Source organism: Streptomyces sp. NPDC001292 (genome assembly GCF_042896465.1).
GTDB lineage: Bacteria > Actinomycetota > Actinomycetes > Streptomycetales > Streptomycetaceae > Streptomyces.
In genome coordinates, this window is record NZ_JBIAXG010000002.1 from 307,648 (window position 1) to 330,302 (window position 22,655).

Below are 22,655 nucleotides of genomic sequence, written 5' to 3' on the forward strand. Positions count from 1 at the left end.
GTGCCACAGCACGAGCAGCCCCCGACCGACGCTGCCCCCCGACGGGCCGTGGTGACCGGCTCCGCCGGATTCATCGGCTCCCACCTCGCACACGCTCTCGTCCAGGCCGGCACCACCGTGATCGGCGTGGACCGCCGAGACCCGTCCACCGACCCCACGGCCGCCGCCAACCTCGCTGCGCTGCGAGGGCGCCCGGGATACCACCACGTCACGGCCGACCTCCTCCACTGCGCGATCGACCCTCTTCTGATCGACGCGGACGCGGTCTTCCACCTCGCCGGAATCCCCGGTGTACGGCCCTCCTGGGGACCGCAGTTCGGCGACTATCTCGCGTCCAACGTGCTGGCCACCCACCGCGTCCTGGAAGCCTCCACCCGCATCGGTGTCCCCCGACTGGTCGTCGCCTCCTCCTCCAGCGTCTACGGTCCGACCGACGGCGGCGCGAGCCTCGAGGCCGACCGCCCGAAACCCGCCTCCCCGTACGCCGTGACCAAACTGGCCGAGGAGCAGCTCTGCCTCGCCTACGCCGAGCGCGCCGTCGGCCCCAGCGTCGTCGCCCTGCGGTACTTCACCGTCTATGGTCCCCGGCAGCGCGCCGACATGTTCACCCATCGCGCCCTGCACGCCGCCCTGACCGGACAGCCCCTGCGTCTGTACGGAGACGGCCTCCAGCGTCGCGACTTCACCTACATCGACGACGTGGTCGCCGCCACGATCGCCGCCGCCGTAGTGCCGACCGCCCACGGTGCCATCAACGTCGGCGGCGGATCGAACGCAGCGCTGCTGGACGTGATCAACATCGCCACCAGCCTCACCGGCCGCGACATCCAGCTCCACCAGGACCACGCGCGCAACGGTGACGTCCTCCTCACCCGCGCCGACCCCGGCCGCGCCCGAGAAGTCCTCGGCTGGCAGCCGCGAGTCGACCTCCACAGCGGACTGCGCGCCCACATGCAGGCGCTGGCCGCCCAGGTCCCGGACTACAGCCGGGCCGCGTAGCCCTACGCCTCGGAGCCCGAGAGGAGTGGTAATGGAAACTCCCGAGCGAGCGCGACTGGACGCCTTCTTCCGGCAGATCACCGTGCAGTTCCCCGCCGGCGAGACGATCACGACGCTGGTCATCACGCACCTGCTCCCGGAAAGACCAGCGTTCCTGCGCGCCATGACCGCGGTGTCCACGGTCGGCGCCGTACTGCCCAAGCCCCGGTCGATCCACCAGCCGACCCTCGACGCCGTCCGCCGTGCCCTGCCGGTCCACGACCTGACCCGGGAGCGGTTCACCGACGAGACACAGGCCCTGGACTACCTGGAGGGCACGGCCGGCGGCCAGGACGTCGTCCTGGTGGACATCGGTGGATACTTCGCGGCGAGCCTCGACACCCTCGTGAGCAAGTTCTCCGGCCGCATCCTCGGCGTCGTCGAGGACACCGAGAACGGTCACCAACGGTACGCGGCCCTCGATTCCCTGCCGTGCCCGGTCGTGTCCGTGGCCCGCTCCCCGCTCAAGGACTGCGAGGACCACCTCGTCGGCCGGTCGATCGTGTTCTCCACCGACGCCCTCGTCCGCGCCCGCGGGGACATCCTGACCAGCCGCAACGCCTGCGTCATCGGCTTCGGCAAGATCGGCCGCGCCATCGCCCAGACCCTGCGCGCCCAAGACCTGCGCGTCACGGTGTACGACAGTGATCCGGTCAAGCGGGTGCAGGCGCACTCCCTCGGCTTCCGCACCAGCGCGTCCACCACCGAGGCCGTCCGCGACGCGGAACTCGTCCTGTGCGCCACCGGCAATCACGCCCTGCGGCATGAGGACTTCGCCGCCCTACGGAACGGCGCGTACCTCGGATCGGTGACCTCTTCCGAGGACGAACTCGAACTCAGCAGCCTTCACGACCTGTACGAACGCATCTCAGTCGGCACCCAGTTGACGCGATACGAGGTCACCGGCCACTACTTCTACGTACTCGCCGACGGCGGTGCCGTCAACTTCGTGCACGGCGCCGCGGTCGGCGCTTACATCCACCTCGTCCAGGCCGAGATACTCGCCGCCACCGCCGCACTCAGCCACGCCCGCTTCCAGCCCGGACTGCACGAGATGCCGGTGGCCGACCGCGACACCATCGCCAGAACCTGGCTCCGCCACTTCGAAAGGTGACTCCGGTGCCTCCCTCCACCGACCACGTCCGCTCTGTCACCGAGGCTTACCTCGCCCGCCACCCGGACGAACGTGACTCCCTCACCCTGCTGTTCGCCGCACTCGCCGGCACGGACCACCCCACCAGCCGCAAGACCTTCCCCGCCCATGTGACCTGCAGCGCCATCCTCATCAACGGCGAACGGCTCGTGCTGCACATCGCGCACAAGGCATCCGGGAAACTGCTGGCGCCCGGCGGGCACAACGAACCTGCTGACCGGCACCTGCGCGACGCCGCCCTGCGCGAGCTGCACGAGGAGGCCGGCATCCCGCCCAGCGCCGTCGTCCCCCTCGTCGGCTACGAGGACGTCCCCCTCGACATCGACGTGCACACCATCGAGGCAAACCCGTCGAAGAACGAGCCCGCCCACCACCACGTGGACTTCCGCTGGGCCTTCCACCTCGGTGCAGAACACGCGGTGACGCTTCAAGAAGAGGAGGTCGACGGCTACGAGTGGCGGCCGTTCGCAAGTGCTGCTTCACCCACCGTCCGCGCCAAGCTCGCCCTGCTCACCTGAACTGCCCACTCCACCCCGCCCCCAGGAGGACGCCGTGGCCGCCACCACAGCCCAACCGGCCGGCGCCAAACCGCGTCGGCACATCGCCGTCATACCCTGCCGATGGGGGGCTTCGCGTTTCCCCGGCAAACCACTGGCCGTCCTCGGCGACAAGCCGTTGTTCTGGCACGTCCACCAGCGCTGCCTGGAGGCGAGACGTCTCGACGGAGCCATAGTTGCGACCGATGACGAGCGCATCGAAGCAGCGTGCCGACAACTGGGCATCGAGTGCATCCGCACCGGGGAGCACCTCACCGGCACCGATCGCGTCGCGGAGGTCGCCGAGCGCCTGCCGGCCGAGGCGTACATTAACGTCCAGGGCGACGAGCCGTTCATCTCGCCGACCGCCATCGACGACGTCTCCGAGGCCCTGGAGTACACGCCGCCGGGCACTCTCGCCGTGAATGCGTACACCGAGCTGGTCGACGTCGGTGCCGTCCTGGACCACAACGTCGTCAAGGTCGTCGTCACGGCCCGCGGCGAGGCCCTGATGTTCTCGCGCCAGCCCATCCCCTATCCCAAAGGCGACCGTCCGAAGTACCTGCGCCAACTGGGTCTGTACGGCTTCACCGGCCCAGCTCTCCAGCACTTCCTACAACTCCAGCAGGGGCCCCTGGAGCGCGCCGAGGGTGTGGAGATGCTGCGCTTCGTCGAGCACGGCCACGCCGTGCAGATGGTCCCTGTCCTGGACGACGGTGTAGCGGTAGACACCCCGGAGGATCTGGCGCGAGCCGAGCGCCTCCTCAACCAGTACGGCGGAGCAGTCCTCGCGCATGGCACCACAGGGCGGTCTGCACCCGTGTGACGCGGTCAGATCCTCATTCGTACTTCCAGGAACGCCCCGTCAGTCGGTACCCCTCTACCGGGATCGGGTGAACGCCTGGACGCGTCCGTGCGGTGTAGAGCGAGAACTCGGCGAAGAAACCCGTCTGGCACACCGGAGGCATCAGCCTCTCCGGCCAGCCCCGCATCGCCCTCATACTCCAGAACGGGTACCGCTGGCTCCACCCCGTCGACGACCTCGCGACCGACCTCTGGAAAGACCCCGTTCTCACTCCCATCGAGCAGCAGTTCTTGGGCCTGCCCGACCGCCACCCAAGCGGACGGGTCAGCGCAGCCCCGCGAACACCACAGCCGCCGCCGTGCCGCCCAGGATGGTGCCCACGATCACCTGTGCCGTTGTGTGGTCGCGCAGCGAGACCCGGGACCAGCCGACGGCGGCGACGCCGAGGAAGAGGAGGGCGGCCCACCAGCCGTAGGCGACGGTGATGACGACGGCTACGCCGGAGGCCACGGCTGTGTGGACGCTGACCTTCCACCAGACGGTGACCGCCATGGTCAGCACCAGGCCGGCGATCATGGCGGCGACCAAGGCGACGACCTCGCGGGGCGCGTCGAGAGCCAGGAGCAGGCCCGTGCCGACGAGGACGGAACCCAGGGTGACGAAGAGCGGTATCCACCGCTGGGAGCGGACCTTGAGGTGCTTGTCGCTCCAGCGGCCACGGCGGACGCCCATGACGATGTAGGCGATTGGCAGGCCGCCGCAGAAGGCGCCGGCCAGCAGGCCCCAGCCCGCACCCGCGAGGGAGTGGGTGGAGTGCCAGCCGATGACCAGCAGGACGCCGATGACCAGGTTGGCGGGCGCCAGGACCTCCGTGACGAGGCGGGCGGAGCGCCGCTCGGCAGGAACTGCCGCAGCAGGTGGAAGCTGGGTTGTGGTGGTCATGCCGGTGTCTCCTCAAGGTGGGCGCGGAGGAAGTCCTGCGTGGCGCGGGAGCCGTAGGCGGTGCTGAGGCTGGTGAGGGCGCGGATCTCGGTAGCGAGGTCGCGCCCTCCGCTGGCCGGGGGCATGGGCTCGCCGGAGCCGGTGGCCGCGCCGCGGAACCTTTCCTCGCGGGCGACGGCGAGCCAGCAGGCCTCGGCGGTGATGTCGGCGTGGGCGCCGATGAAGCCGAGGGAGGTGGCGTGGTCGTAGGCGCGTCCGCGCAGTTCCGCCGGTGCGTGGTCGGCGAGAGTGAGGATCGAGTCGCGGATCTCGATGGTGCGCCGGTACAGCCGGTCGTGCGTACGTAGTGGGTTGGTCGCGTCGGCGGCGCGACTCGGCGGGGTGTCGAGCCGAGTCTCCGGGACGGCGTCGGTGAGGGTGCGCCACAGGGGGTAGAGGCTGACGAGCTGCCAGTGGGCCCGGATGCGGGCGAGGACGCGTGGGGCGGCGGGGAGGGTGCTGCCCAGCACGATCAGCAGCAGGGCCAGGAAGAGCAGGCCCGTGCTGAGCGCGTGGTTGACGTGTTCGCCTCGCGGATTGCTGCCGATGTAGTCGATGAACAGCACGGCGACGCGATGGAGGGTGTATGCGAGGCCAACGATGGTGCCGGTGCCGATGAGGATCAGCCCTCGGCCGACGAGTCCGCTCTCGGGGCGGCGCCCCCAGCGGAAGCAGAGCAGCGTGGCGCTCAGCAGGGCCGCGCCGAGGTAGGAGGTCCATACAACGCCGTACGCGAGGATCGTGGCATGGTCGGCGTAGTCCACCAGGAGGTCCTTCGCCTCGTAAGGCTGGGGAGTGGCGAAGAAGCAGGTAGCCAGCAGGACGACCGTGACGACAGGCACGGTCTTGTCCAGCCTGGATACGCGTATCCCGGTCTTCGACTCGGCCATGTCGGCGACGAAGGTGAGGACCGATGCCGCCGCGACGGTCCCGCAGATGTGCTTGATCAGGAACGTCAGGTTGGTGACGTGCAGGTGCTCGTCGACTGCCGATGCGATGGTGCTAGGCCGGACCGTCATGGCTACGGCGAGTGCCGCGAAGGCCAGCCAGAGACTGAGTCGTTCGGGTCTCCGGAAGGCGGAGCGGGCACGCCAGAGGGTGACGGCCCAGAGCAGGACAGCGGGTATCGCGTCAATCATGTGTGGGGGAGTCTCAGGTGTCGCTGAGCGCGGCATTGAGCCGACGCAAGGTGCTGGGGGTGGCTCGGTCGCCGCTTCCACGCAGAGCAGCGCGGGTCGCGATGAGGCCGGCCAGCGTCTCCGCGCTCCGCTCCTCCTCGGTCTCGTAGCTCGTGCGGCCAAGGACGCCCATCACGAGGTCGGGGTCGAGGTGGTGGAAGGCTCGGCCGAGGGTTTGGCGAGGGGTGTGCCCGAGGAGCATGTGGCTGACCTCGTGCAGCACGATGTGGTCCCGGTGGAGAGGACTGGTGGCGTCCTCGACGAGGATGTGGTCCGCCTTCTCTGTGGCGAGCCAGGCTCCGCAGGGCAGTTCGTCACCGGTGATCGCTGGGAAGGTGTGCAGGTGGATAGGCCGGCCGCGCTTCTTGGACACGCGGGCGAGCAGTTCCTCGATCTTGAAGGGATCCGGAAGGTCGAGATCGTCCAGGACGGATTCGAGTCGGATTCCCTGATCTTGGGCAGGCCCCGAACGACCGGACTTCATCTGCCCTCCGACTCCGAAATTTCTTGAACGCGCGACTCACTGCCGCGATGCCGTGGCGAGTATATGGATCATTTCCGGTCGCACATCTGGAGGGCTGTCGATTGCGCCGGGAAAATGCGGACAGTTATGCGCAAATGGGGCGGTGGATCCTTCTAATGGGGCGTCAGTTCATGGCATCGTGATGTTTGCCACTGGAATCCACGTCGATGATCGAACCCTCATCGGGAGCCCCGAGGCCTTCGAGTTCGCGGGCGCGTTCGATGAATTCGGAAATGATCTTGAGGCTCTTGTCGGAGAGCCCGGACGCACGTAGAGCCACTGATCTCACGCCTGCATCGCGCATGGCGGCGAGCGCCTCGAGTTCGGCGGCGATCTTCTCCGATTCGTCGTCGTCGAAAAAGTAGGCGGGCTTCACGCCGAAGAAGGTGGAGAGGGCCTCGAGGTGGCGCTTGGTCGGATTGTCCTTGGCGCCGGTCCTCAGTTGCCAGATGTAACTCGCGGAGATGGTCGGGCCGCCCTGCCTGCGGATGCCTGACGCCACCTCCTCGTAGCTGTACGGGCCGCGCCCCTTCGGATGGACGGTGGTGAACAGTCGGTCCAGGCGGCCGGCGAGCGTGGTCCCGTCGCCCGCCTGCGCCGCAGGTGGGTTGTTCTCGTGGTCCATCGTGGCCGTCCTCCGGTCGCGTCACTTTCACTGAGGTGAATGGCCGCCCTGTCTTCATTTTCCCTGGTTGACAGCAGCGCCCCATCTCAGTCTAGTGTGATCATCGTGCCATCCACCCATGAAAACGGTCCATGCCGGGGTGGGGCCAAACGACGATGCCCGGGAGCGCCAACTCCCGGGCATCCGTCGGGTGCCCTCGCCGAGGACACCCAATGATCCGGGGCTGCGTGGCCAGCTTGCAGGCAACAACCGCGCAGCCCCGTCCATGAGGACGGAGTATCACATGCGCCCACCCAGCAGGGGAATCCCGGCGGCCTCGACGGGGGGCCGGTGCCAGCGGCTTGAGCGTCGTCGAGCTTGCCGGGAGCGCTGATGGCCCGCATCCGGACGGTCAAGCCCGACCTGTTCGTCAATGAACGGGTCGCGGCCTGCTCGGTTACCGCGGTCGTCACCTACGTCGGCCTGTTCACCCAGTCCGACGACCACGGGCGGCACCGGGACAACCCGGCGATCATCGCTGGCCTCCTGTGGCCGTTGCGCGCCGAGCACACTCCCGTACACGTGGAGGAGGACCTCCAGCAGCTCGCCGACGCCGGATTGATCTGTCGGTACACCGGCTGCAACGGCAAGCGCTACTTCCACATCACCGGCTGGTACGAGCACCAGAAGATCGACCGGCCCAGCCAGTCCCGGCTCCCGGTCTGCGTCGCCCACAACAGCGACAAGAGGTGCGGTCCGTGCAAGGGAGTCTGCGTCGAGGCCGAGGCGAACACTCGGGGACCACTGGACGAGCCCTCGGCGAATCCTCACCGAGCCGTCGACCAGCACCCCGCACAGCTCGCGCGTCCGCACAGCGACCGGACCACGGCGCCGGGCACCGGCGACGACACGCATCCCGACACCAGCGGGACGGCCTCCCCAACGGGAGAGGAACCCGCAGGTCAAGGCCGGTTCGTCGAGGCTTCGGCGAACCCTCCGCGAAGCCTCGCCGAAGCCTCGACGTCCGGATCCAGGATCATGGATCCTGGATCGTCTTCACCTACGGGGCGCACAGCGCCCGACGGCACGGTCACCGCCGGGAACCTCCTCGCCGAGTACGTGGGCTCCTGCACCCAACGCCCGCCCGGTGACGTCCTCGGACACCTCGGGCGCCTGCTGAAGAAGCTGCTCGCCGAAGGTATCGACGTAGACCACATCCGCGCCGGCCTCGCCCGCTACGCCGAGATCCAGGGCCATCCCTCACGGCTGCCGAGTCTGGTGAACGACGCCATGAACGCCCGCGTCCCCGCCCAGACGGCATCCCGGCCCAGCGCGACGCACCGGGCATGGACCAACCCGGTCGACGCGGCCGCCGCCTACGCGGAGGAGCTGTGATGAGCCGCGAGCCCGAGCTCCTCGGCGCAGGAGCCCTTCAGCGACTGCAGCGGATCCTCACCGCCCGGGGCATGAACCCACAGCACCTCTCTGACGCCCCGGACGAGGACCAGCCCTATACTCCGCTGGGTCTGCTGGACGCCCGGATGCCCCCGCGCTACCGGACCGCCCGCGCCGACCACCTCGAGGTGCTGGCCTGGACCCGCGACGTGATAGCCCGGGCCGAGGCACCCAACCCCGGCGCGCGACGGCAGATCGCCACCGGCCCCAGCCTGCTCTTGGCTGGCGTCACCGGCGCGGGCAAGACCCACCAGGTGTACGGCGCGGTCCGAACCCTCGTCGAAGCCGGCATCGTCGTCCGGTGGCGGGCCACCACGGCCGCCGATCTCTACGCCGACCTACGCCCACGCCCCGGCCACGACACTGAACGCGAACTCGAGACGGTCAGCCGCTACCCACTGCTGATCCTGGACGACCTCGGGGCCGCCAAGGTCTCCGAGTGGGTCGAGGAGATCACCTACCGGCTGATCAACCGCCGGTACAACCTGATGCTCCCCACACTGATCACCACCAACCTCGCCATGCGCGACCTCCGCGAACACCTCGGGGACCGCGTCGCCTCCCGGCTCGCCGAGATGACCACCCGCGTCACCTTCGAGCCCGTCGACCGCAGACGCCAGCCCCACGCGGCCTGACCTGCCGCAGACCGCCACGCCGGGCCGCGCCACCAGCGCGCCACCCCGTGCACTCCCCGACCCAGCGCACCTCTCCGCCGACGCCTACGGCGCGCGGAGAGCGATCGGAGCAACCAGCATGACCCCCACGACGATCAGCCCTGCCCGCCACCGGTCGCTCGGCGACCACACCTGGCAGGACCAGGCCGTCTGCCAAAGCACCGAGTACAACCCGGTGGACCCGGAAATCTTCTTCCCAGAGCCCGACGAGACCGCCAAGATCACCGCAGCGAAGTCACTGTGCGGCCAGTGCCCGGTCCGCCGCACCTGCCTGGACGCCGCCCTTGAAGGCGGCGACACGCACGGCATCCGGGGAGGAATGACGGAGGAGGAGCGTGCGCCGCTGCACGAGAAGCTCGCCAGCCGCCTCGACTACAACCGCGTCAACGCCACCGTCGCCGGGCGCGACGTCCACCTCACCAAGGCCGAGCGCCGCGCGGTCGTTCACGCCGCCTACCGGCACGGTCTGTCCGAACAGCGCCTGGCCTGGCTCCTAAAGGTCACCGAGGAGCACGCCCAGAAGCTGTACCGCGAGACCCGCCGAGCCCTTCGCAACCGAGACCTGAAGAAGGCCCCGCAGGCCACCGCGCCTTCCGAGACCGACGGCGAGCGCTTGGGCCGCGAAGACTTCGGGACGGCGGCGTGACCATCGAGAACGCGCCCAAGACAGCGCACATCACCGGATGGGACCGCGCGGTCGTCATCGCCCTCGGCGGCGCGGGATGCGCCCTGAGCTACGACGCCCTCCAGCAAATGGCCATCGCCATCCACGTCCGCGGTCTCCTGACCTACCTCTTCCCGCTGGTGATCGACGGGTTCATCGCCTACGGCATCCGGGCCCTGCTGGTCCTGCGAGACGCGCCCCTGCGCGCCCGGTTCTACGTCTGGACACTCTTCGGTACAGCCACCGCCACCAGCATCTGGGCCAACGCGCTGCACGCGGTCAGGCTCAACGAGGAAGCTATCTCGGTCACCGGATTGAGGCTCGGGGACACGGTGGTCGCGGTGCTGTCCACCGTCGCCCCGCTCGCTCTGGCCGGAGCGGTCCACCTGTACATCATCATTGCCCGAGGGGCGGTCAAGGACAGGGACCGAGATGACCGCGACGACCCCGGTCAGGCCGGTCACCTCGGTCAGGCCGACCGCCCCGAACGCTTCCCGGTCACTCGGACCGACCGACCCGGTCCGCGGAAACCACAGGCCGGTCAGGTCAGTGCCGGACAGCCGGTCACTGCCCTGACCGACCGGCCGAGACTGTCCCTGGACAAGCAGAGCACGGGCCCCCGGTCACTGACCTGGGACAACGAGCCGGCGGGCAGCAACGGCCCGGACACCAGTCACCGCGACCTGGAGCACAAGGCCGCTGACCTGCCCGGACAGCCGGATACCGCGTCGCAGGTCACTGACCGCCCGGTCGGCACAGAGCCAGGCACCGGCGACGGGGACAGCCGGCAGCCGGTCACTGCCCGGCCGGTCACCCCGCCCCCGGTCAGTGATCGGGACACCCGGTCAACCCGTGACCGACGGCCTGACCTGGACACCGAGGAACTGCTGGAGATCGCCCGGTCAGCGGTCAGGGCTGAGGACAAGCTCACCCGCAAGGTGGTCGCCCAAGCGATCCGAGGTCAGCAGATCCCGCTGTCCAGCGACACGCTGACCGCCCTGATGGCCCAGCTCCGCAAGCAGCACGGACAGACGGTCACCTCCACCCGGAACTGACCGACACCGCGGGGGCGGGTGACCGAGCCGGACACCCGGCCGGTCACTCGCCCCTGGACACGCGCCCCACAAACCTCCCAAGCGAACCGGAGAGCACCCTGTGCGCACGAACCCTGCCACACCGGCCGAGGTCGACTCCTGGCTGACGGTCCTGCACCAGCGCGGCCACCTCCACCGCGCCGAATCCGGCCCCGGCAACACCTGGACCGTGCAACGACGCCCACACAGCCGCCCCTGGACCCTCCACCACCCGGTCCTGGCCATGGACTGGATCGAGGAAGTCGTCCGCGACATCCACCAGCACGACACGGAGACGAGCCAGTGACCGCCAACGACCCGGCGGCCACCACATCCGGACCGCAGCGTGACGTCAACACGGCACCTGGCGGAGCAAGTTGTCGCGTACGACGGTCCTACGGCCCGTCGCACGCACTTGCCCCCGCCCCGGAGGACGGGGGAAGCCCGGCTGGTCCCCGAGCGAGGGCGCACGGGGACCAGCCGGGCAACCGACACCAGGGGGCGCCGGTCACGGGAGGAGAAGCCGACCGCGACGACCACCGCGAGCAGCCGAGCCCCAGCACGCCCGCCTTCCCCGACCGCACACCGCGCCGCCGCCGACGCAACCCCAGCGAGCGCACCCGCAAGACGACCACTCGCCTGTCCGACACCGAGCACGCCGAGATCGTCGTTGCCGCAGCGCAACGCAGCATCACCGTCGCCCGTTTCCTCGCCGCAGCCGGCCTCGCCGCCGCCCGCGGTTCGACCGCCCTGAACACCGACGAACGTCTCGACAACGCCATCGACGAGCTGGCCGCCCTGCGTACCGCCCTGGCCCGGATCGGCAACAACATCAACCAGATCGCCTACATCCACAACGCAGGCGGACAGCCCCGCCCCGGCGAACTCGACTACGCCCTCGCAACCCTGACCCGGCTCCTGGCCCGCGTCGACGACGCCGCCGATGCTCTGGTGAGGAGGCGAACCTGATGGTCCCCAAGATCCGGCGCGGCTCGCGCACCCACGGTCTGCTCGTCTACCTGTACGGTCCCGGCAAGCGCGACGAGCACGTCGACCCCCACCTCGTCGGGAGCTGGGACGGCTTCGCCCCCGACCCGGGACGCGACACCAGCCCCGACCCCGATCCCAAGGGCACCCTCGCCCGCCTCGCGGCCACCCTGGACCTGCGGGTCAAACAAGCCGGCGACAGCGCACCCACGCAGCACGTCTGGCACTGCTCGGTCCGTACCGACCCCGGCGACCGGATGCTGAGCGACGCCGAGTGGAACATCGTCGCCCGCCGCCTGGTCCACGCCGTCAACCTCGCCCCCGAAGGCGACCCTGACGGCTGCCGCTGGGTCGCCGTACGCCACGCCGACGACCACATCCACATCCTGGCCACCATGGTCCGAGGCGACCTGCGCCGCCCCCGGATGAACTACGACTTCAAGAAGGCCCAGGCAGAATGCCGCCGCATCGAGAAGGAGATGGGGCTGCGCCGCCTCAAGCCTGGCGACGGCACCGGAGCCAAGACCCCCACCAGCGCCGAACGCTTCAAAGCCGAGCGCACCGGCCGCCCCGAAGCTCCCCGCGAGACGCTCCGCGAAGCCGTCCGCCAGGCCCTCGCCGGCGCGGCCACCGAAGAGGAGTTCTTCACCCGGCTCCGCGAGGCGGGACTGCGCGTGAAGACGCGGACCGCCCCGTCCGGCGACGCCATCGGCTACAACGTCGCCCTGCCCGGCGACCGCAACCGTCACGGCGAACCGGTCTGGTACCCCGGCTCCAAGCTGGCCCCCGACCTCTCCCTGCCGAAGATCCGCCTCCGGCTGGCTGACGGTACCGCCGACCGGAGCACGCCCTCGGCCACCGGAGGCCGGACGGACTGGTCCCCGCCCGCCCGTGAACGACGCAGCGCCACCGGCATCGCCGAACGCTCCGCCGCTCTCCTGGCCCGCGACGACGACGACGGTGAAGCCGCCGCCCAGCTCGTCGGCGTCGGAGAACTGCTGGACGCGGTCGCCCAGACCTCCCCGGCCGCCACCCGTACCGAGCTGGCTGCCGCCGCTCGCGCCTTCGAGCGGGCGACCCGCAGCCATGTCCGCGCTGAACGCGCCGACACCCGGGCTCTCCGCTCGGCCGCCCGGGGCATTGTCCAGGCCGGCGGCGCGCTCGGTCGGGGCGAGGACGGCGGCACCACCGCCATGCTCGTCTCCACCCTGGTCCTGGTCACCCTCGCCGCCGCCCGCTGGCACTCCGCCCGCGGTCACGCCCAGCAGGCCCACGCCTCCCGCCAAGCCGCCGCGCACCTGCGCACCGCCTACCACCAGGCCGCCGCCACCCCGATGCGAGCGCTGCACGACCAAGGCCGCGCCCTCCCAGAAGCCCAACGTCGCACGCACGTAGCCACTCTTCGTGCGGTTCTGCCGGAGAAGGACGTACGAGCGAGCGGCATGGCGACGAGGACTGACGCCTTGGTCGCCACCCTCGCCCAGGTCGAGCAGGCGGGCCACAACTCCGAAGCCCTCCTGCGGCAGGCCATCGACATGCGCGAACTCGACACCGCCGAGGACGTGAACGACGTGCTGGTCTGGCGCCTGCGGCGCATCGCCCAGCTCCCGGCACACCCGGGCGAGGTTCCACGTCGCCCGCAGGTCGGCACCCGCCAGGCCAGGACCTCGACCAGCCGCACCAGCGAACGGAACGCCCCGGCAGCGGCGCCGCGCCCGGTCGTCTCGGACCCCAACCGCCGCCCACCACGTCGCTGACCAGCGCGTCCGGAATGCCGGCCAGTGGCCGACCGGACGCCACGAAATGTCTGGACAGCCGGTTTCACCGGCTGTTAGGGATGAAGACAGGACCCACGACCGGGAGATGACGCTCGTGCTCAGAACCACCGACCGCACCATGGAGTTGGCACCCGCGCTGCCCGTCCTCTCCACCGGCACCGACCCCCTGCTGCAGCTCCGGTGCGAGACGTGGCCGGCCGACGGCCCCGGCGCGATTCGCTGCGTCGGCCACTCACGCGAACTCGCCCTCAGCGGCATCCCCGTGACGTGCTCCGCCTGCCAGGCCCGACGCGACTGGCTGCTCATCAACCATGGCCGCAACGTCTGGATCCGCTGCCGGTGCGGCAACCAGTGGCTCGAACCCGAGATCAGCCGCGCCGACTTCGACGCCCTGATCGGCGGCCCGAACGGGACGACTTACCCGAGCGTCGAAGCGGGCCTGTTCGCGCTGGGTTTCGATGGCGTCTTCGCCGGCATCTACTGGGAATAGCGAGCGACATTGCAGCGGATGCAACAGCAGCATCCGCTGCCGCCAGTTCTGTTCGCCCGCAGGCGGCTCCATCTCGCCTGGGCCGCCCTTCGGGTTCGTGAGGCCGGAGGGGCGGAAGTGGCGGCGAGTTTCAAGCGAGTCGAAGGCGCTGGTCGGGGGCGTCTCGGCGCAGGGGATCGGGGGACTCGTTGATGCGCATCAGCCAGTCGTAGGTGCGTACCTGGATGTGGGAGCGCCGGGCATGCAGTTCCCTGATTTCGGCGGCTGCGTCGTCGTAGGTCTCGCGGGCCATGATGATCAGGCCCGGAACTTCGGCCGTGATACCCGGCAGGCCCAGCCCGTCGGCGTCGCGCGCCGAGCGGGCGTAGTGCAGGTTGTTGGACAGCCACCTGCGCCAGTCCTCGATCTGGTCGACCGCGTGCCGCAGGGTGGCCGTCGCCCGCTTGTTGCCGGGATTGGTCAGGCGACTGACCGGGCTCTCCAGTTCGACCAGCGTCCACCGAACTCCGAGTGAGGTCTGACCGGCGATCATGAAGTCGGCCATGTAGTGGTTCCCGAGCTGGACCTGGGGCCGGATCCAGGTGTCGTGGGTGCCCACTACGGCACCGGCCAGCAGCGCCGGGTGCTTCTCCAAGAGCCGCTGCATCGCGGCTTCGTCGTCCGCTGTCTCCAGTGCGTTGCGCAGTGCCTCGATCGCTGCCGGGGTCGCCGGAAAGCTGATCCGCCAGCGTTCCAGCTGCGCCTCCTGGGCTCGGGTAATCCGAGCCGGGTTGCTCTGAACCGCAGCGGCGTATTCGCGGGCCAGATGGAGCTGATCGAGATAGCCGTCCTCACCGGGGCGCGTGATGCGGGTGACCCGGTGCGGGGCGGTGCCGAGCCCGTGGCCGCCCCGGAAGTGCAGCCGGCCATTGGCGCCGACTGATGAAATCTCGCCGTGCACATCCGGCCCCTTGCGCCGGTCGCGAGCGGTAACAACGTCATCGACCGCAGGCTCCAGCCGACGCAGGGCGGCGGCGGACTCGCGGTCACGGGCGACTCGCAGCCAGGCGTTCAGCACCTCCCGGCACCCGAGCTTGTCCATGTCGGGAACCGCCAGGTCGGTGCAGTTCGCGAGATCGAGGAGGACCTCGTACTCGGCGTCGCCGAAGTCCCCGGCGAGCGCGAGTCCCAGAGGCGTTCGAAGCAGAACGCGCAGCTCGGCGGCAGCGACCAGCGCGGGTGTGGCCTGTCCTAGGGGCAGGGCCAAGGCGCGTGCGATGGTGATCTGCTCGGCCGTCGGCGCCTTGCACTTACGTTCGAGACTCTCGGCCACGACCTGCCACCGTAGCTCTGGCACTTCCCCTCCTTCTGAAACGACGCGCCCACCGTAGCCGCAAGCGGCGACGTGGTGTGGTGGTTCATCCGTCTGGAGTAATGGGCTGCCAAAGAGGTCAAACTTGATGTCGAATCTGTCTACACTGCAGAGGCCGGAGCCGTTCGGGTTGGCAGGCCCCCGCTCGGCCAGGCGCGTCGGGGAATATCGCAAACCGGGAATCATCTACCTCCGCCGAAACGATGGCGTGGGATCAATCGGGTGGTCAGCCGCGGTTTGTGTCCTTCGGCAGCCCGCCCCGGAAGTCGCACCCAGGGCACTCGTCCTGACCCTGGACATGGCCCTCGTACCAGCCGTGGACCACCGCATGCAGGATGGCCTCCTCCACGGTGGCTCTGCCGCTGCGGACCGACCCGATGGCGTTGCTGACAGTAAGCCTGCGCCATCTCCACTTCCGGGCGGCGTCGAATAGGACCACGGCGACGAGTACGGCCCGATACCGGACCCGCGAGGCGTCGCATGACCGTGGGCCGCGGCCCCTGCCATCGGGCCGGGCGTGAACCCTGGCTGAAGATGCCCCGGCCAACGACGACTGCACGCTACGATCTGGTACGTGCCCTTCATTCTTCCGGGCGAACCTTCGGATTGAGCGGAATGCATCCGCTTGCCCGGGAAAGGGAAGTGGCTGCCCTCCTCACGAGAAGGACGAGTCATGGTCACCTTCGCGGAAGACTTGGTGTCCCTCGACGCCGAGACGGTCACAGATATCGAAAAAATCTTCACCGAGGTCTACACGGCCCCGACTGCTTGCACCAAAGCCGGGGGTGCCTGCTGGTGGGACTCCGAGTGCTGCCCGGGCATGATCTGCTCGTGGTTCAAATGCGCCCAGGCCTGAGACTGGCCGATGGTGTAATCACCGCTGATCTCGGACGCGGCGGCGTATTGCTGGATACCGCCCGGCCTGTGGCTGCTTTCATCGCCCCGATGGCCATGGCGTGGCTGCAGGGCAAGGAGCCAGCCGCGGAAGACCACGCCGCCTACCGGCAGTGCCTCGAGAGGTGGAGCGCTGCCGGGCTCGTCCAGGTCGGCAACACCCAGCCGGCTCTCACGCCCGCTCCGACTCGAATGCGAGCGCAGGCTGACGATGTTGCGGTGCCGCATCGTGTGTTGGTGGTGGTCATGTCATCAGAGTGCGGATTCTGCACGCAGTTGTCGGCCGACCTCGCCGCGAATGCCTCCGTCATGACCCGCTTGAACACCTCCGTGCTTCTACTCGAAGACGTGCGGGACGATTTGCTGGGCTTGCCTGTCCCGCCACAGGTCCGAGCACGGCTTGTGGCACTCGGGCGCAAGATGGCACATCTCGGGACTCCGAGTGGGTGGCTTCTGTCACCCGGCAGCCCCGCCCGGTGCGTGGTGGGGTTCCCCGAGGTCAGCGCCGAGTTGGTACAGCTCAGCGGCGGCAACGCAGTAACAACGGTGATCGAAGCTCCTACCAGTTGCTCCCTCAAGGTCACCGAAGCGCCAGTAGACGCGTTGGTGACCGCTCGGGTGAACGGCGGCCGCGCCGTGGGCATTGCGGTCCGGGGCGGCGACGACATAGTCGAGTTGGTCCGATCGGTTACCGGTGAGGGGTACCAGGGTGTCTACACGCCCGTCACACTGACCGTGGAACGGCCACAATCGCTCTACCTGCTCTACCGGGGCGGCGAGCTACTCACTCGCGCCCGGACGGCAGACGCTTTGAGACATACCTTGGCCCAAGTGCTGACGGGTTACGGAGTTCCCAACCCCAGCGAGACGACGCTACTGTGCGCGGCGGCCGTGCACCGGGCTGGAGGTGCAGTACTGCTGCCGCGGAACTGGCTGTCGGATCTGGTCGTGCACTCAACGAGGCTTGAACGTGCCGGCTGGCGCCTCTGCCCAAGGCCGTTTACCACCCTGCGCCTTCCGCCGTCGGGAGGAAGACCGGTGTTGACCGGCTCGCCCGCAGGTCGGGAGCGGGATATTCCGGTCAACAGCATCCTGTCTCAGTCAGCTTCGACCGGGTCGTGGACGCGTGCCCAGTTGCTGGCTCAGATCGTCAACTGGGTCCATCGGCCTGCCACGCCCGATTCCGTTTGCTCGCTGGCGGACACCCTTCAGACCCTGCCGGTGCACGTCGGTACGTGGCGCCAGGCCCTCGACCATCTGCTTGCCGACTCGCCTGTCACCTGACGAAATCAGGGGGCTGGGGGAGGGCCTCTGTGAGGATGTTGACCTCGCATTCCTGCCTGGCGATGAGCCCGTCGACAAGGATGCGGACGATGTCGCCCATCGGGGCCTGGTTCTCGGTGACGACGTCGAGGTCCTGGCCGGGCCGGGCGAGCAGCTCGTGGGCTTGGGCGCCGTTGCGTTGCGGTGATCACCAGCGGGCACGGGGCGCCGAGCCAGGATTGCGGCGAGGGCAGGCGCGGGCTGCTCCTGGTCGAGGGTCTTGGCTGACCATTGGGGCCGTTCAGCCCGCGCTGGCGGCAGGCCTGGCAAGACCATCTGGGCGGAGTGTGATCCTGAACGTTAAGCGGACGTCAGTCTCCGGCAGGTTCGGTCAGTCCTCATCCGGCACCGCGACCGCTCCGTCCCGGCCGTGCATACGCTCAAAGATCGGGTTGTCGACGGACATGTTCCGTTCCATGATGTCGGCCTCCTCCGCGCGACCTTCCATTCGGAGGGTGCGGATCACGTCGTGGGCAATCGCGGCCTCGTTCCACTCGTACGAACCGGACCTGTAGATCGTCAGCGCGGCGTCGAAATCCGCGTGCGCCTCCGTGTACCGGCCGAGTTCGCGATAGGCCACGCCTCGCAGGTGACGTGCCATGGCACCCGCATAGGAGTCGCCGGCTGCAGCACAGGCGTCCACGGCATGTGTGAGCGGCGCCTCGGCATCTTGAGGGCGTCGAGCACGCAACTGCAGCCAGCCGACGTCCCGCTGGGTGTGCGCGACCCACATGTGGTTGCCCAACTGCTCGAACATCGAGATCGCCTGGCGGGCAGTGGCGACAGCGTCATCAAGCCGTCCCATGCCCGCAAGGACACGGATACGGGCGTTGTTCACCCGGCCGAGCCACAGCCGCTCACCCATCCGGCCGAAGATGCCCTCCGCCCGGCTGTAGCAGTCGAGTGCCTTCTGGCGTTCTCCAAGAAGCCGATAGATCTTGCCGAGGGCGTACTCCGTGGCACCTTCCCAACGGCGGTCGCGGAGGAGTCTAAAGTCATCCCTGGCCGATTCGAGCAGGGGTGCCGCCTCCGACGGGCGGCGTAGGTAACCAAGCGTCTCGGCGAGGGTGCGCCGCAGACGTGCCCGTGCCCTGAGGTCACCCGCCTGTTCGGCGAGACGCAAGGCCTCCCGCTGGCTCTGCTCGCCCAGCTCGGGTTTCCCACGCCAGCGTTGCAGCTCCCCCAGCAGCTCGAGGGAACTGAGGGTATGCCAAGAATCGCCAACTACGCGCAGCTCGTCCACTGCGGTCGTCATACGGTCAAGAGCGGTGCGGTAGTCGCCCTTCATGGAGTGCGCCCGGGCAACCACCATTGCGTCCCGGGCCCATAGGGCCCGGTCCCTAGACCTCTCCGCTGCATCGTCGCTACTCAAGGGCAGAAGCGAAAGTACCCGGTCCGGGTTGCCTTCGGTGAGGGAAGCTATCGCGCGTGCTCTGCGGAGACCGGCCAGCACCCGCGACCGAGTCTCCCCAGGAACCTCAAAGATCCACTCGGCGGAGTTCGGAGCCAGGGTGATGTCGTCAAGGAAGTATGACAACGCCTCTCCGATCTCCCCCGCAACCGCGTTCAACCCAAGGGTTCGTGCGTGGTCGAGCGCCCAAAGGAGACGCTCCTGCTCGTCGGCGACCCACTCGGCGGCTGTCATCGACGCTCCAGAGAGGTCGGACATGCGCTTAGGGTCCACCTCGGTGCGCAGTTCCGGGGCGCGCTGGCCTGCCCAAAAAACAACAGTGTCCCTGTAGGCCCGGACCAGACGTTCCTCCAGAGCGTTCCGTTCCTCCCGCGGCATCTGCTCGTACTGACGGGTGAGGAAGAGACGAGTCAAGTCGTGCATGCGGTAGCTGCTTTCGGAGTCACCGCCGCTTCCTTCCCCGTCCAGCCTCTCCATCAACGCGACCTCGAGCAGTTCGTCACCAGCCGCAAGTCCGGCCCCGCGGGTGGTCCCGAGCCGGGTGAGATGCCAGTCCGTCAACCGGCCTGGAGGCAATGAGGCGAGCATAGCGAAGGAGGAACGGGTAGTCGGCGTGAGGCCCTGAAAACTCAAGGTGAAGCAGGCAGTCAGCCTGCTGTTGTCGAGACGTCCCAGGCTCTCCAGGCGGTCTGTTTCGTCAACCAAGGCCTGGCGCATGCGGCCAAGACTGTGGCCCGATTCCCTCAGCTTGCAGCCGACCAGCCGCAAGGCCAGCGGGAGGTTGCCGCAAAAACGAAGAATGTCCACTGCCGCCGTCATCTCGGCGGCAACGCATTCCTGCCCCGCGTAGTGCACGAGCACGGCAAGTGCGTTCTGGTCATCTGGCAGACGCACCGGCAGCGGCTCCCGCTGGGTGATGCTGTTGAAAGAGAGCGCGCGTCGAGAGGTGATCAGTACCGAGCAACCGGGTCCGGTGGGGAGCAGAAGCTCGACCTGATCCGTGCTGTGCGCGTTGTCCAGGAAAACGAGCAGTCGCAGATCTGCAGTGAGTGTCCGGAACATCGCCGCCCGGTCGTCGGCGGAGTTCGGCACATCCTTCGGGTCCACATGCAGACTGCGGAGCATGTGACCGAGGGCATCGGAACTGCTCCTCGGAGTCGCCTTGTCACCATGGAGATCGAGGTAGACCTGACCGTCCGGGTAGGCCTCCTTCACCTCGTGCGCGGCGTTGACTGCCAGGGCCGTCTTTCCCACCCCGGGCTGGCCATGCACGACAACGAGTTTCGACTGGCCCGCAGCGGCACTCGACGGGAGCGTGCGACTGTCGGGTACTGGCACGTCTCGGAGATAGGCGCACAGGCCATCCAGGGTGGCGGTATCGCCGGCCAGCGTTTCCCTGATGGGCAGTTCACGGGGTGGTGGCGCCGCAGAGGCCAACTGCTGGGGCTCGGTTGCCGGAGCCTGTACGACCAGTTGGCTCACCTGCAGGGCAACTGCGTGGGCGATGTTCCCACCTGCGGCGATCGAGCCCTGCTCTGCGCTCAGCCCCCCGTGGCCCTGCTTCTTGTCACGGCCTGAACCGCGACGCCACCACCCGGCACTCACCGGGGCCCCTCGTACGCCGACGAACCATCGACATCACCACCGGCAGCGATCGACCCGCCTTCCGCCCGGATCCCAGTTGCCGGCGCCGAACCCGGCTGCCACGTTCCGCCAGCGCTCCGAGCCCGGGCATTTCGCACACTCCCGGCCGCAGCAATCGCCCCACCGCGCGCCACCGCCGTATCGACCGGCTTCTGTCGCAAGTGCGCCACCAGTGACAGAACGAAACCAGCGACGGTGGCGAACAGGCTCAGCACGCTGCTCAGCTTGTCAGCCCGGTCAAGGCCCAGAAGCGTCATGAACACGGCCAGAGCAATGACACCAGTGATTCCGCCGACCAAGCGCAGTAACTGCCAGTTATTCACCATCTTATGATGGCCCATCAGAAACTCTCAGGGGATACGACCGAGCCAATTTTCGCCACCGATTCTCTAGGCATTTGGGGCGTAACGACCAATTTCGACACGACATGAGACGTCGCTCGAGCGTTGCAGGACTGGCGCGGCTGCGGATCAATCGAGGGAAGAGGCACGGCCGCTCTGCAACTGGCGGGAGACCATCGGGGCCGCGTTCCTCCAGTTCGAGGCCCTCGCGACCCGGGCGGGTGGACGGGCCGGTTAGCGAGAAGGCTCTGGAGTGCCGGGCGCAGGCCGCGCGCTGCCGGGGCGAGATCGGCCAGGTGACCGAGGCGCTCGCAGGGCTGCAGGACGTGCTGGAAGTGAGGTCCCCCCCCCGCTGTGCGGGAGTGGCCTTCTAGCTGGTTAGGGCGGGTTGACGCGGTTCCAGGTTCACTGGATCGGTCGCTGCCTGGTCGGCGTAGTGCTTCTCCTCGAACTCGATCGGGCTGAGGTAGCCGAGGCGTTTCTGGATGCGTACGCGCTGCCGCCGGAGTACCAGCGCATCATGAAGATCGTGCGGGAGGCGGGCGGTGCGGTTCGCGTCAAGGATGTCGGCATCGCCATGGGCCTCGAGGCCGAGGTGAAGGGCCGACTGGAGCCGCTGCGGGGGAAGCTGACCAAACTGTCGAGTCGGGGCTGGCTGCGCAAGCTGCCCGACGGGCGCTTCCAGCCCGCGCCGTAAGCGAATATTGTTGCGCCGCCACCTCAGGCAGATCGGCTCCCGCTGGCGCCGCCTGACGCCCGGCCGGATCGTCGAGCGCCTGACGGCGGCCGGCCTCGGCACCCTCGCCGACCTGGGATTCATCGGCGTGGACAAACCCGAGGGCCCCGACGACCAGGTCATCGTCACCGGTTACAAGGCCACCCGCTGGCGCAAGCCCACCCCGGGGCAGAAGCAGGCCAACCGCGTCCTGGCCGCCGGCCGCGCCCTCGTCGAACACGGCTTCGCGAACCTGAAAATATGGCGCACCCTTACCAAGCTCCGCACCGCTCCCGCCGGCCACCCACCTCCTGCGCGCCCTGATCGTCCTCACGAACCTCAAGATCACTCGCTGACGGATGATCAAGAGCACAGACAGCAGCACACGACCTGGACGAGTACGCCTCACGAGGATCACGCCACCCCACTGACCTGCATGTTCAAGATGGCGCAGGCTCAGTCAACCCGGCACGGCGTTGTCGGTCGAAGGGAACGGCGAGGGCATCTGCGAATCGGGCGTCGTGTCCGCAGCCTACGTCGGCCACGGGTCCGGTCGGTCGGACGGTGTGTCCTCGTCGTTCGTCGGGTCGAGCGTACGCAACGCACGGTGGGCGCATGGCAAGGCCGCCCTTGCCTGATCGGCGTGGGGCGGCCTTCTGTGGTCCTCGGTCAGACTCCGGCGAGGCGGTTCGAGAGGTCGAGGGCGTCGGTGGCGAACGTGAGGGCGGCGCACAGGCCGGTCACCTCGTACAGGGTCGGGCGGACCAGGCGCGGCCAGTCGTCCGGGGCTGCGGGCCAGGAGGCGAGATGTACCTCGGCGGTGGCCAGGCCCAGGTGGGCGGTGACATCCCAGCCGGTGGGGGAGGCGGGCTCCCAGTGCAGACGGACGCGGCCGAGGGGGAGTCTGGGAGTTCCGGCGGCGAGCCAGGTGACGTCGAGGGGGCCGTCGTGCCGGGTGGAGACGCGCCGGACGAGCGCGCCACGCACGCCGTCCGGCATGGGGCGTGCGGCGAGGTCGTACAGCGGAAGGAGAGGCG

23 protein-coding genes are annotated in these 22,655 nt (G+C 68.7%); 15 read left to right on the plus strand and 8 right to left on the minus strand.

Going from position 1 to position 22,655, the window contains the following annotated elements; all coding sequences use genetic code 11:
* Genes ACFY4A_RS04205 through ACFY4A_RS04220 form a run of 4 tightly spaced genes read left to right on the plus strand, consistent with a single transcriptional unit; the run spans position 1 to position 3,553 of the window.
* Positions 1-999 carry an NAD-dependent epimerase/dehydratase family protein gene (locus tag ACFY4A_RS04205; protein ID WP_390827826.1) on the plus strand — a complete coding sequence of 333 codons (999 nt, stop codon included), beginning with the start codon at positions 1-3 and terminating at the stop codon, positions 997-999.
* Between the two features lie 31 nt (positions 1,000-1,030).
* Positions 1,031-2,152: an adenosylhomocysteinase gene (locus ACFY4A_RS04210; protein ID WP_390827827.1), complete on the plus strand. Its 1,122-nt coding sequence runs from the start codon at positions 1,031-1,033 to the stop codon at positions 2,150-2,152.
* Between the two features lie 5 nt (positions 2,153-2,157).
* Positions 2,158-2,709 carry an NUDIX hydrolase gene (locus ACFY4A_RS04215; RefSeq protein ID WP_390827828.1) on the plus strand — a complete coding sequence of 184 codons (552 nt, stop codon included), beginning with the start codon at positions 2,158-2,160 and terminating at the stop codon, positions 2,707-2,709.
* A gap of 34 nt (positions 2,710-2,743) precedes the next feature.
* Positions 2,744-3,553, plus strand: coding sequence for a 3-deoxy-manno-octulosonate cytidylyltransferase (locus ACFY4A_RS04220; RefSeq protein ID WP_390827829.1), 810 nt, complete (start codon positions 2,744-2,746; stop codon positions 3,551-3,553).
* Between the two features lie 303 nt (positions 3,554-3,856).
* Here ACFY4A_RS04220 and ACFY4A_RS04225 read toward each other — a convergent pair whose 3' ends face one another.
* The 4 genes from ACFY4A_RS04225 to ACFY4A_RS04240 all read right to left on the minus strand — a co-directional run bounded on the left by ACFY4A_RS04225 (position 3,857) and on the right by ACFY4A_RS04240 (position 6,839).
* Positions 3,857-4,474, minus strand: a complete 618-nt coding sequence (locus ACFY4A_RS04225) for a hypothetical protein (RefSeq protein ID WP_390827830.1) — start codon at positions 4,472-4,474, stop codon at positions 3,857-3,859.
* The gene (locus ACFY4A_RS04230; RefSeq protein ID WP_390827831.1) at positions 4,471-5,652 is read right to left on the minus strand and encodes an MAB_1171c family putative transporter; all 1,182 of its coding nucleotides are present in this window, start codon (positions 5,650-5,652) and stop codon (positions 4,471-4,473) included. Before ACFY4A_RS04230 ends, ACFY4A_RS04225 begins: the two co-directional genes overlap by 4 nt.
* 13 nt (positions 5,653-5,665) lie before the next feature.
* Positions 5,666-6,175, minus strand: a complete 510-nt coding sequence (locus tag ACFY4A_RS04235; protein WP_390827832.1) for a hypothetical protein — start codon at positions 6,173-6,175, stop codon at positions 5,666-5,668.
* A 163-nt stretch (positions 6,176-6,338) separates the two neighbouring features.
* The gene (locus ACFY4A_RS04240) at positions 6,339-6,839 is read right to left on the minus strand and encodes an XRE family transcriptional regulator (RefSeq protein WP_390827833.1); all 501 of its coding nucleotides are present in this window, start codon (positions 6,837-6,839) and stop codon (positions 6,339-6,341) included.
* A gap of 372 nt (positions 6,840-7,211) precedes the next feature.
* Here ACFY4A_RS04240 and ACFY4A_RS04245 point away from each other — a divergent pair, with 372 nt between their 5' ends.
* The 8 genes from ACFY4A_RS04245 (at position 7,212) to ACFY4A_RS04280 (ending at position 13,939) form a co-directional block, all read left to right on the plus strand.
* Positions 7,212-8,213 carry a hypothetical protein gene (locus ACFY4A_RS04245; RefSeq protein ID WP_390827834.1) on the plus strand — a complete coding sequence of 334 codons (1,002 nt, stop codon included), beginning with the start codon at positions 7,212-7,214 and terminating at the stop codon, positions 8,211-8,213.
* Complete coding sequence (locus ACFY4A_RS04250; protein ID WP_390827835.1) at positions 8,213-8,908, plus strand: ATP-binding protein; 696 nt, start codon at positions 8,213-8,215, stop codon at positions 8,906-8,908. The genes ACFY4A_RS04245 and ACFY4A_RS04250 overlap by 1 nt, the downstream gene beginning before the upstream one ends.
* Before the next feature lie 118 nt (positions 8,909-9,026).
* Positions 9,027-9,593, plus strand: a complete 567-nt coding sequence (locus ACFY4A_RS04255; protein WP_390827836.1) for a WhiB family transcriptional regulator — start codon at positions 9,027-9,029, stop codon at positions 9,591-9,593.
* A complete protein-coding gene (locus tag ACFY4A_RS04260; protein WP_390827837.1) occupies positions 9,590-10,666 on the plus strand; it encodes a DUF2637 domain-containing protein in 1,077 nt (358 codons plus the stop codon). The genes ACFY4A_RS04255 and ACFY4A_RS04260 overlap by 4 nt, the downstream gene beginning before the upstream one ends.
* A gap of 100 nt (positions 10,667-10,766) precedes the next feature.
* Positions 10,767-10,991, plus strand: coding sequence for a hypothetical protein (locus tag ACFY4A_RS04265; RefSeq protein WP_390827838.1), 225 nt, complete (start codon positions 10,767-10,769; stop codon positions 10,989-10,991).
* Positions 10,988-11,653 carry a plasmid mobilization protein gene (locus tag ACFY4A_RS04270; RefSeq protein ID WP_390827839.1) on the plus strand — a complete coding sequence of 222 codons (666 nt, stop codon included), beginning with the start codon at positions 10,988-10,990 and terminating at the stop codon, positions 11,651-11,653. The genes ACFY4A_RS04265 and ACFY4A_RS04270 overlap by 4 nt, the downstream gene beginning before the upstream one ends.
* Positions 11,653-13,428, plus strand: coding sequence for a relaxase/mobilization nuclease domain-containing protein (locus ACFY4A_RS04275; protein WP_390827840.1), 1,776 nt, complete (start codon positions 11,653-11,655; stop codon positions 13,426-13,428). Before ACFY4A_RS04270 ends, ACFY4A_RS04275 begins: the two co-directional genes overlap by 1 nt.
* Positions 13,429-13,534: 106 nt before the next feature.
* Positions 13,535-13,939 carry a hypothetical protein gene (locus ACFY4A_RS04280; protein WP_390827841.1) on the plus strand — a complete coding sequence of 135 codons (405 nt, stop codon included), beginning with the start codon at positions 13,535-13,537 and terminating at the stop codon, positions 13,937-13,939.
* 130 nt (positions 13,940-14,069) lie between these two features.
* Here ACFY4A_RS04280 and ACFY4A_RS04285 read toward each other — a convergent pair whose 3' ends face one another.
* Positions 14,070-15,275 carry a Shedu anti-phage system protein SduA domain-containing protein gene (locus ACFY4A_RS04285; RefSeq protein ID WP_390827842.1) on the minus strand — a complete coding sequence of 402 codons (1,206 nt, stop codon included), beginning with the start codon at positions 15,273-15,275 and terminating at the stop codon, positions 14,070-14,072.
* 688 nt (positions 15,276-15,963) lie between these two features.
* Between ACFY4A_RS04285 and ACFY4A_RS04290 the strand changes: the two genes are divergently transcribed.
* Positions 15,964-16,146 carry a Dickkopf N-terminal cysteine-rich domain-containing protein gene (locus ACFY4A_RS04290; protein WP_390827843.1) on the plus strand — a complete coding sequence of 61 codons (183 nt, stop codon included), beginning with the start codon at positions 15,964-15,966 and terminating at the stop codon, positions 16,144-16,146.
* Complete coding sequence (locus ACFY4A_RS04295) at positions 16,122-17,468, plus strand: hypothetical protein (protein ID WP_390827844.1); 1,347 nt, start codon at positions 16,122-16,124, stop codon at positions 17,466-17,468. The genes ACFY4A_RS04290 and ACFY4A_RS04295 overlap by 25 nt, the downstream gene beginning before the upstream one ends.
* A gap of 370 nt (positions 17,469-17,838) precedes the next feature.
* Here ACFY4A_RS04295 and ACFY4A_RS04300 read toward each other — a convergent pair whose 3' ends face one another.
* Together ACFY4A_RS04300 and ACFY4A_RS04305 are read right to left on the minus strand one after the other, a co-directional pair.
* A complete protein-coding gene (locus ACFY4A_RS04300; RefSeq protein ID WP_390827845.1) occupies positions 17,839-20,523 on the minus strand; it encodes a tetratricopeptide repeat protein in 2,685 nt (894 codons plus the stop codon).
* Complete coding sequence (locus tag ACFY4A_RS04305) at positions 20,520-20,888, minus strand: hypothetical protein (RefSeq protein ID WP_390827846.1); 369 nt, start codon at positions 20,886-20,888, stop codon at positions 20,520-20,522. The genes ACFY4A_RS04300 and ACFY4A_RS04305 overlap by 4 nt, the downstream gene beginning before the upstream one ends.
* A 451-nt stretch (positions 20,889-21,339) precedes the next feature.
* Here ACFY4A_RS04305 and ACFY4A_RS04310 point away from each other — a divergent pair, with 451 nt between their 5' ends.
* Positions 21,340-21,600: a hypothetical protein gene (locus tag ACFY4A_RS04310; protein WP_390827847.1), complete on the plus strand. Its 261-nt coding sequence runs from the start codon at positions 21,340-21,342 to the stop codon at positions 21,598-21,600.
* Between the two features lie 687 nt (positions 21,601-22,287).
* Here ACFY4A_RS04310 and ACFY4A_RS04315 read toward each other — a convergent pair.
* Complete coding sequence (locus ACFY4A_RS04315) at positions 22,288-22,617, minus strand: esterase (RefSeq protein WP_390827848.1); 330 nt, start codon at positions 22,615-22,617, stop codon at positions 22,288-22,290.
* Positions 22,618-22,655: the final 38 nt, after the last annotated feature.

Excerpts from the sequence above, each read along its gene's own strand:
- ACFY4A_RS04250 (WP_390827835.1), top strand. The coding sequence starts at position 8,213 with ATGAGCCGCGAGCCCGAGCTCCTCGGCGCAGGAGCCCTTCAGCGACTG.
- ACFY4A_RS04235 (WP_390827832.1), bottom strand. The coding sequence starts at position 6,175 with ATGAAGTCCGGTCGTTCGGGGCCTGCCCAAGATCAGGGAATCCGACTC.
- ACFY4A_RS04280 (WP_390827841.1), top strand. The coding sequence starts at position 13,535 with ATGACGCTCGTGCTCAGAACCACCGACCGCACCATGGAGTTGGCACCC.
- ACFY4A_RS04290 (WP_390827843.1), top strand. The coding sequence starts at position 15,964 with ATGGTCACCTTCGCGGAAGACTTGGTGTCCCTCGACGCCGAGACGGTC.
- ACFY4A_RS04275 (WP_390827840.1), top strand. The coding sequence starts at position 11,653 with ATGGTCCCCAAGATCCGGCGCGGCTCGCGCACCCACGGTCTGCTCGTC.
- ACFY4A_RS04255 (WP_390827836.1), top strand. The coding sequence starts at position 9,027 with ATGACCCCCACGACGATCAGCCCTGCCCGCCACCGGTCGCTCGGCGAC.
- ACFY4A_RS04225 (WP_390827830.1), bottom strand. The coding sequence starts at position 4,474 with ATGACCACCACAACCCAGCTTCCACCTGCTGCGGCAGTTCCTGCCGAG.
- ACFY4A_RS04245 (WP_390827834.1), top strand. The coding sequence starts at position 7,212 with ATGGCCCGCATCCGGACGGTCAAGCCCGACCTGTTCGTCAATGAACGG.
- ACFY4A_RS04240 (WP_390827833.1), bottom strand. The coding sequence starts at position 6,839 with ATGGACCACGAGAACAACCCACCTGCGGCGCAGGCGGGCGACGGGACC.
- ACFY4A_RS04210 (WP_390827827.1), top strand. The coding sequence starts at position 1,031 with ATGGAAACTCCCGAGCGAGCGCGACTGGACGCCTTCTTCCGGCAGATC.
- ACFY4A_RS04315 (WP_390827848.1), bottom strand. The coding sequence starts at position 22,617 with ATGCCGGACGGCGTGCGTGGCGCGCTCGTCCGGCGCGTCTCCACCCGG.
- ACFY4A_RS04230 (WP_390827831.1), bottom strand. The coding sequence starts at position 5,652 with ATGATTGACGCGATACCCGCTGTCCTGCTCTGGGCCGTCACCCTCTGG.
- ACFY4A_RS04305 (WP_390827846.1), bottom strand. The coding sequence starts at position 20,888 with ATGGTGAATAACTGGCAGTTACTGCGCTTGGTCGGCGGAATCACTGGT.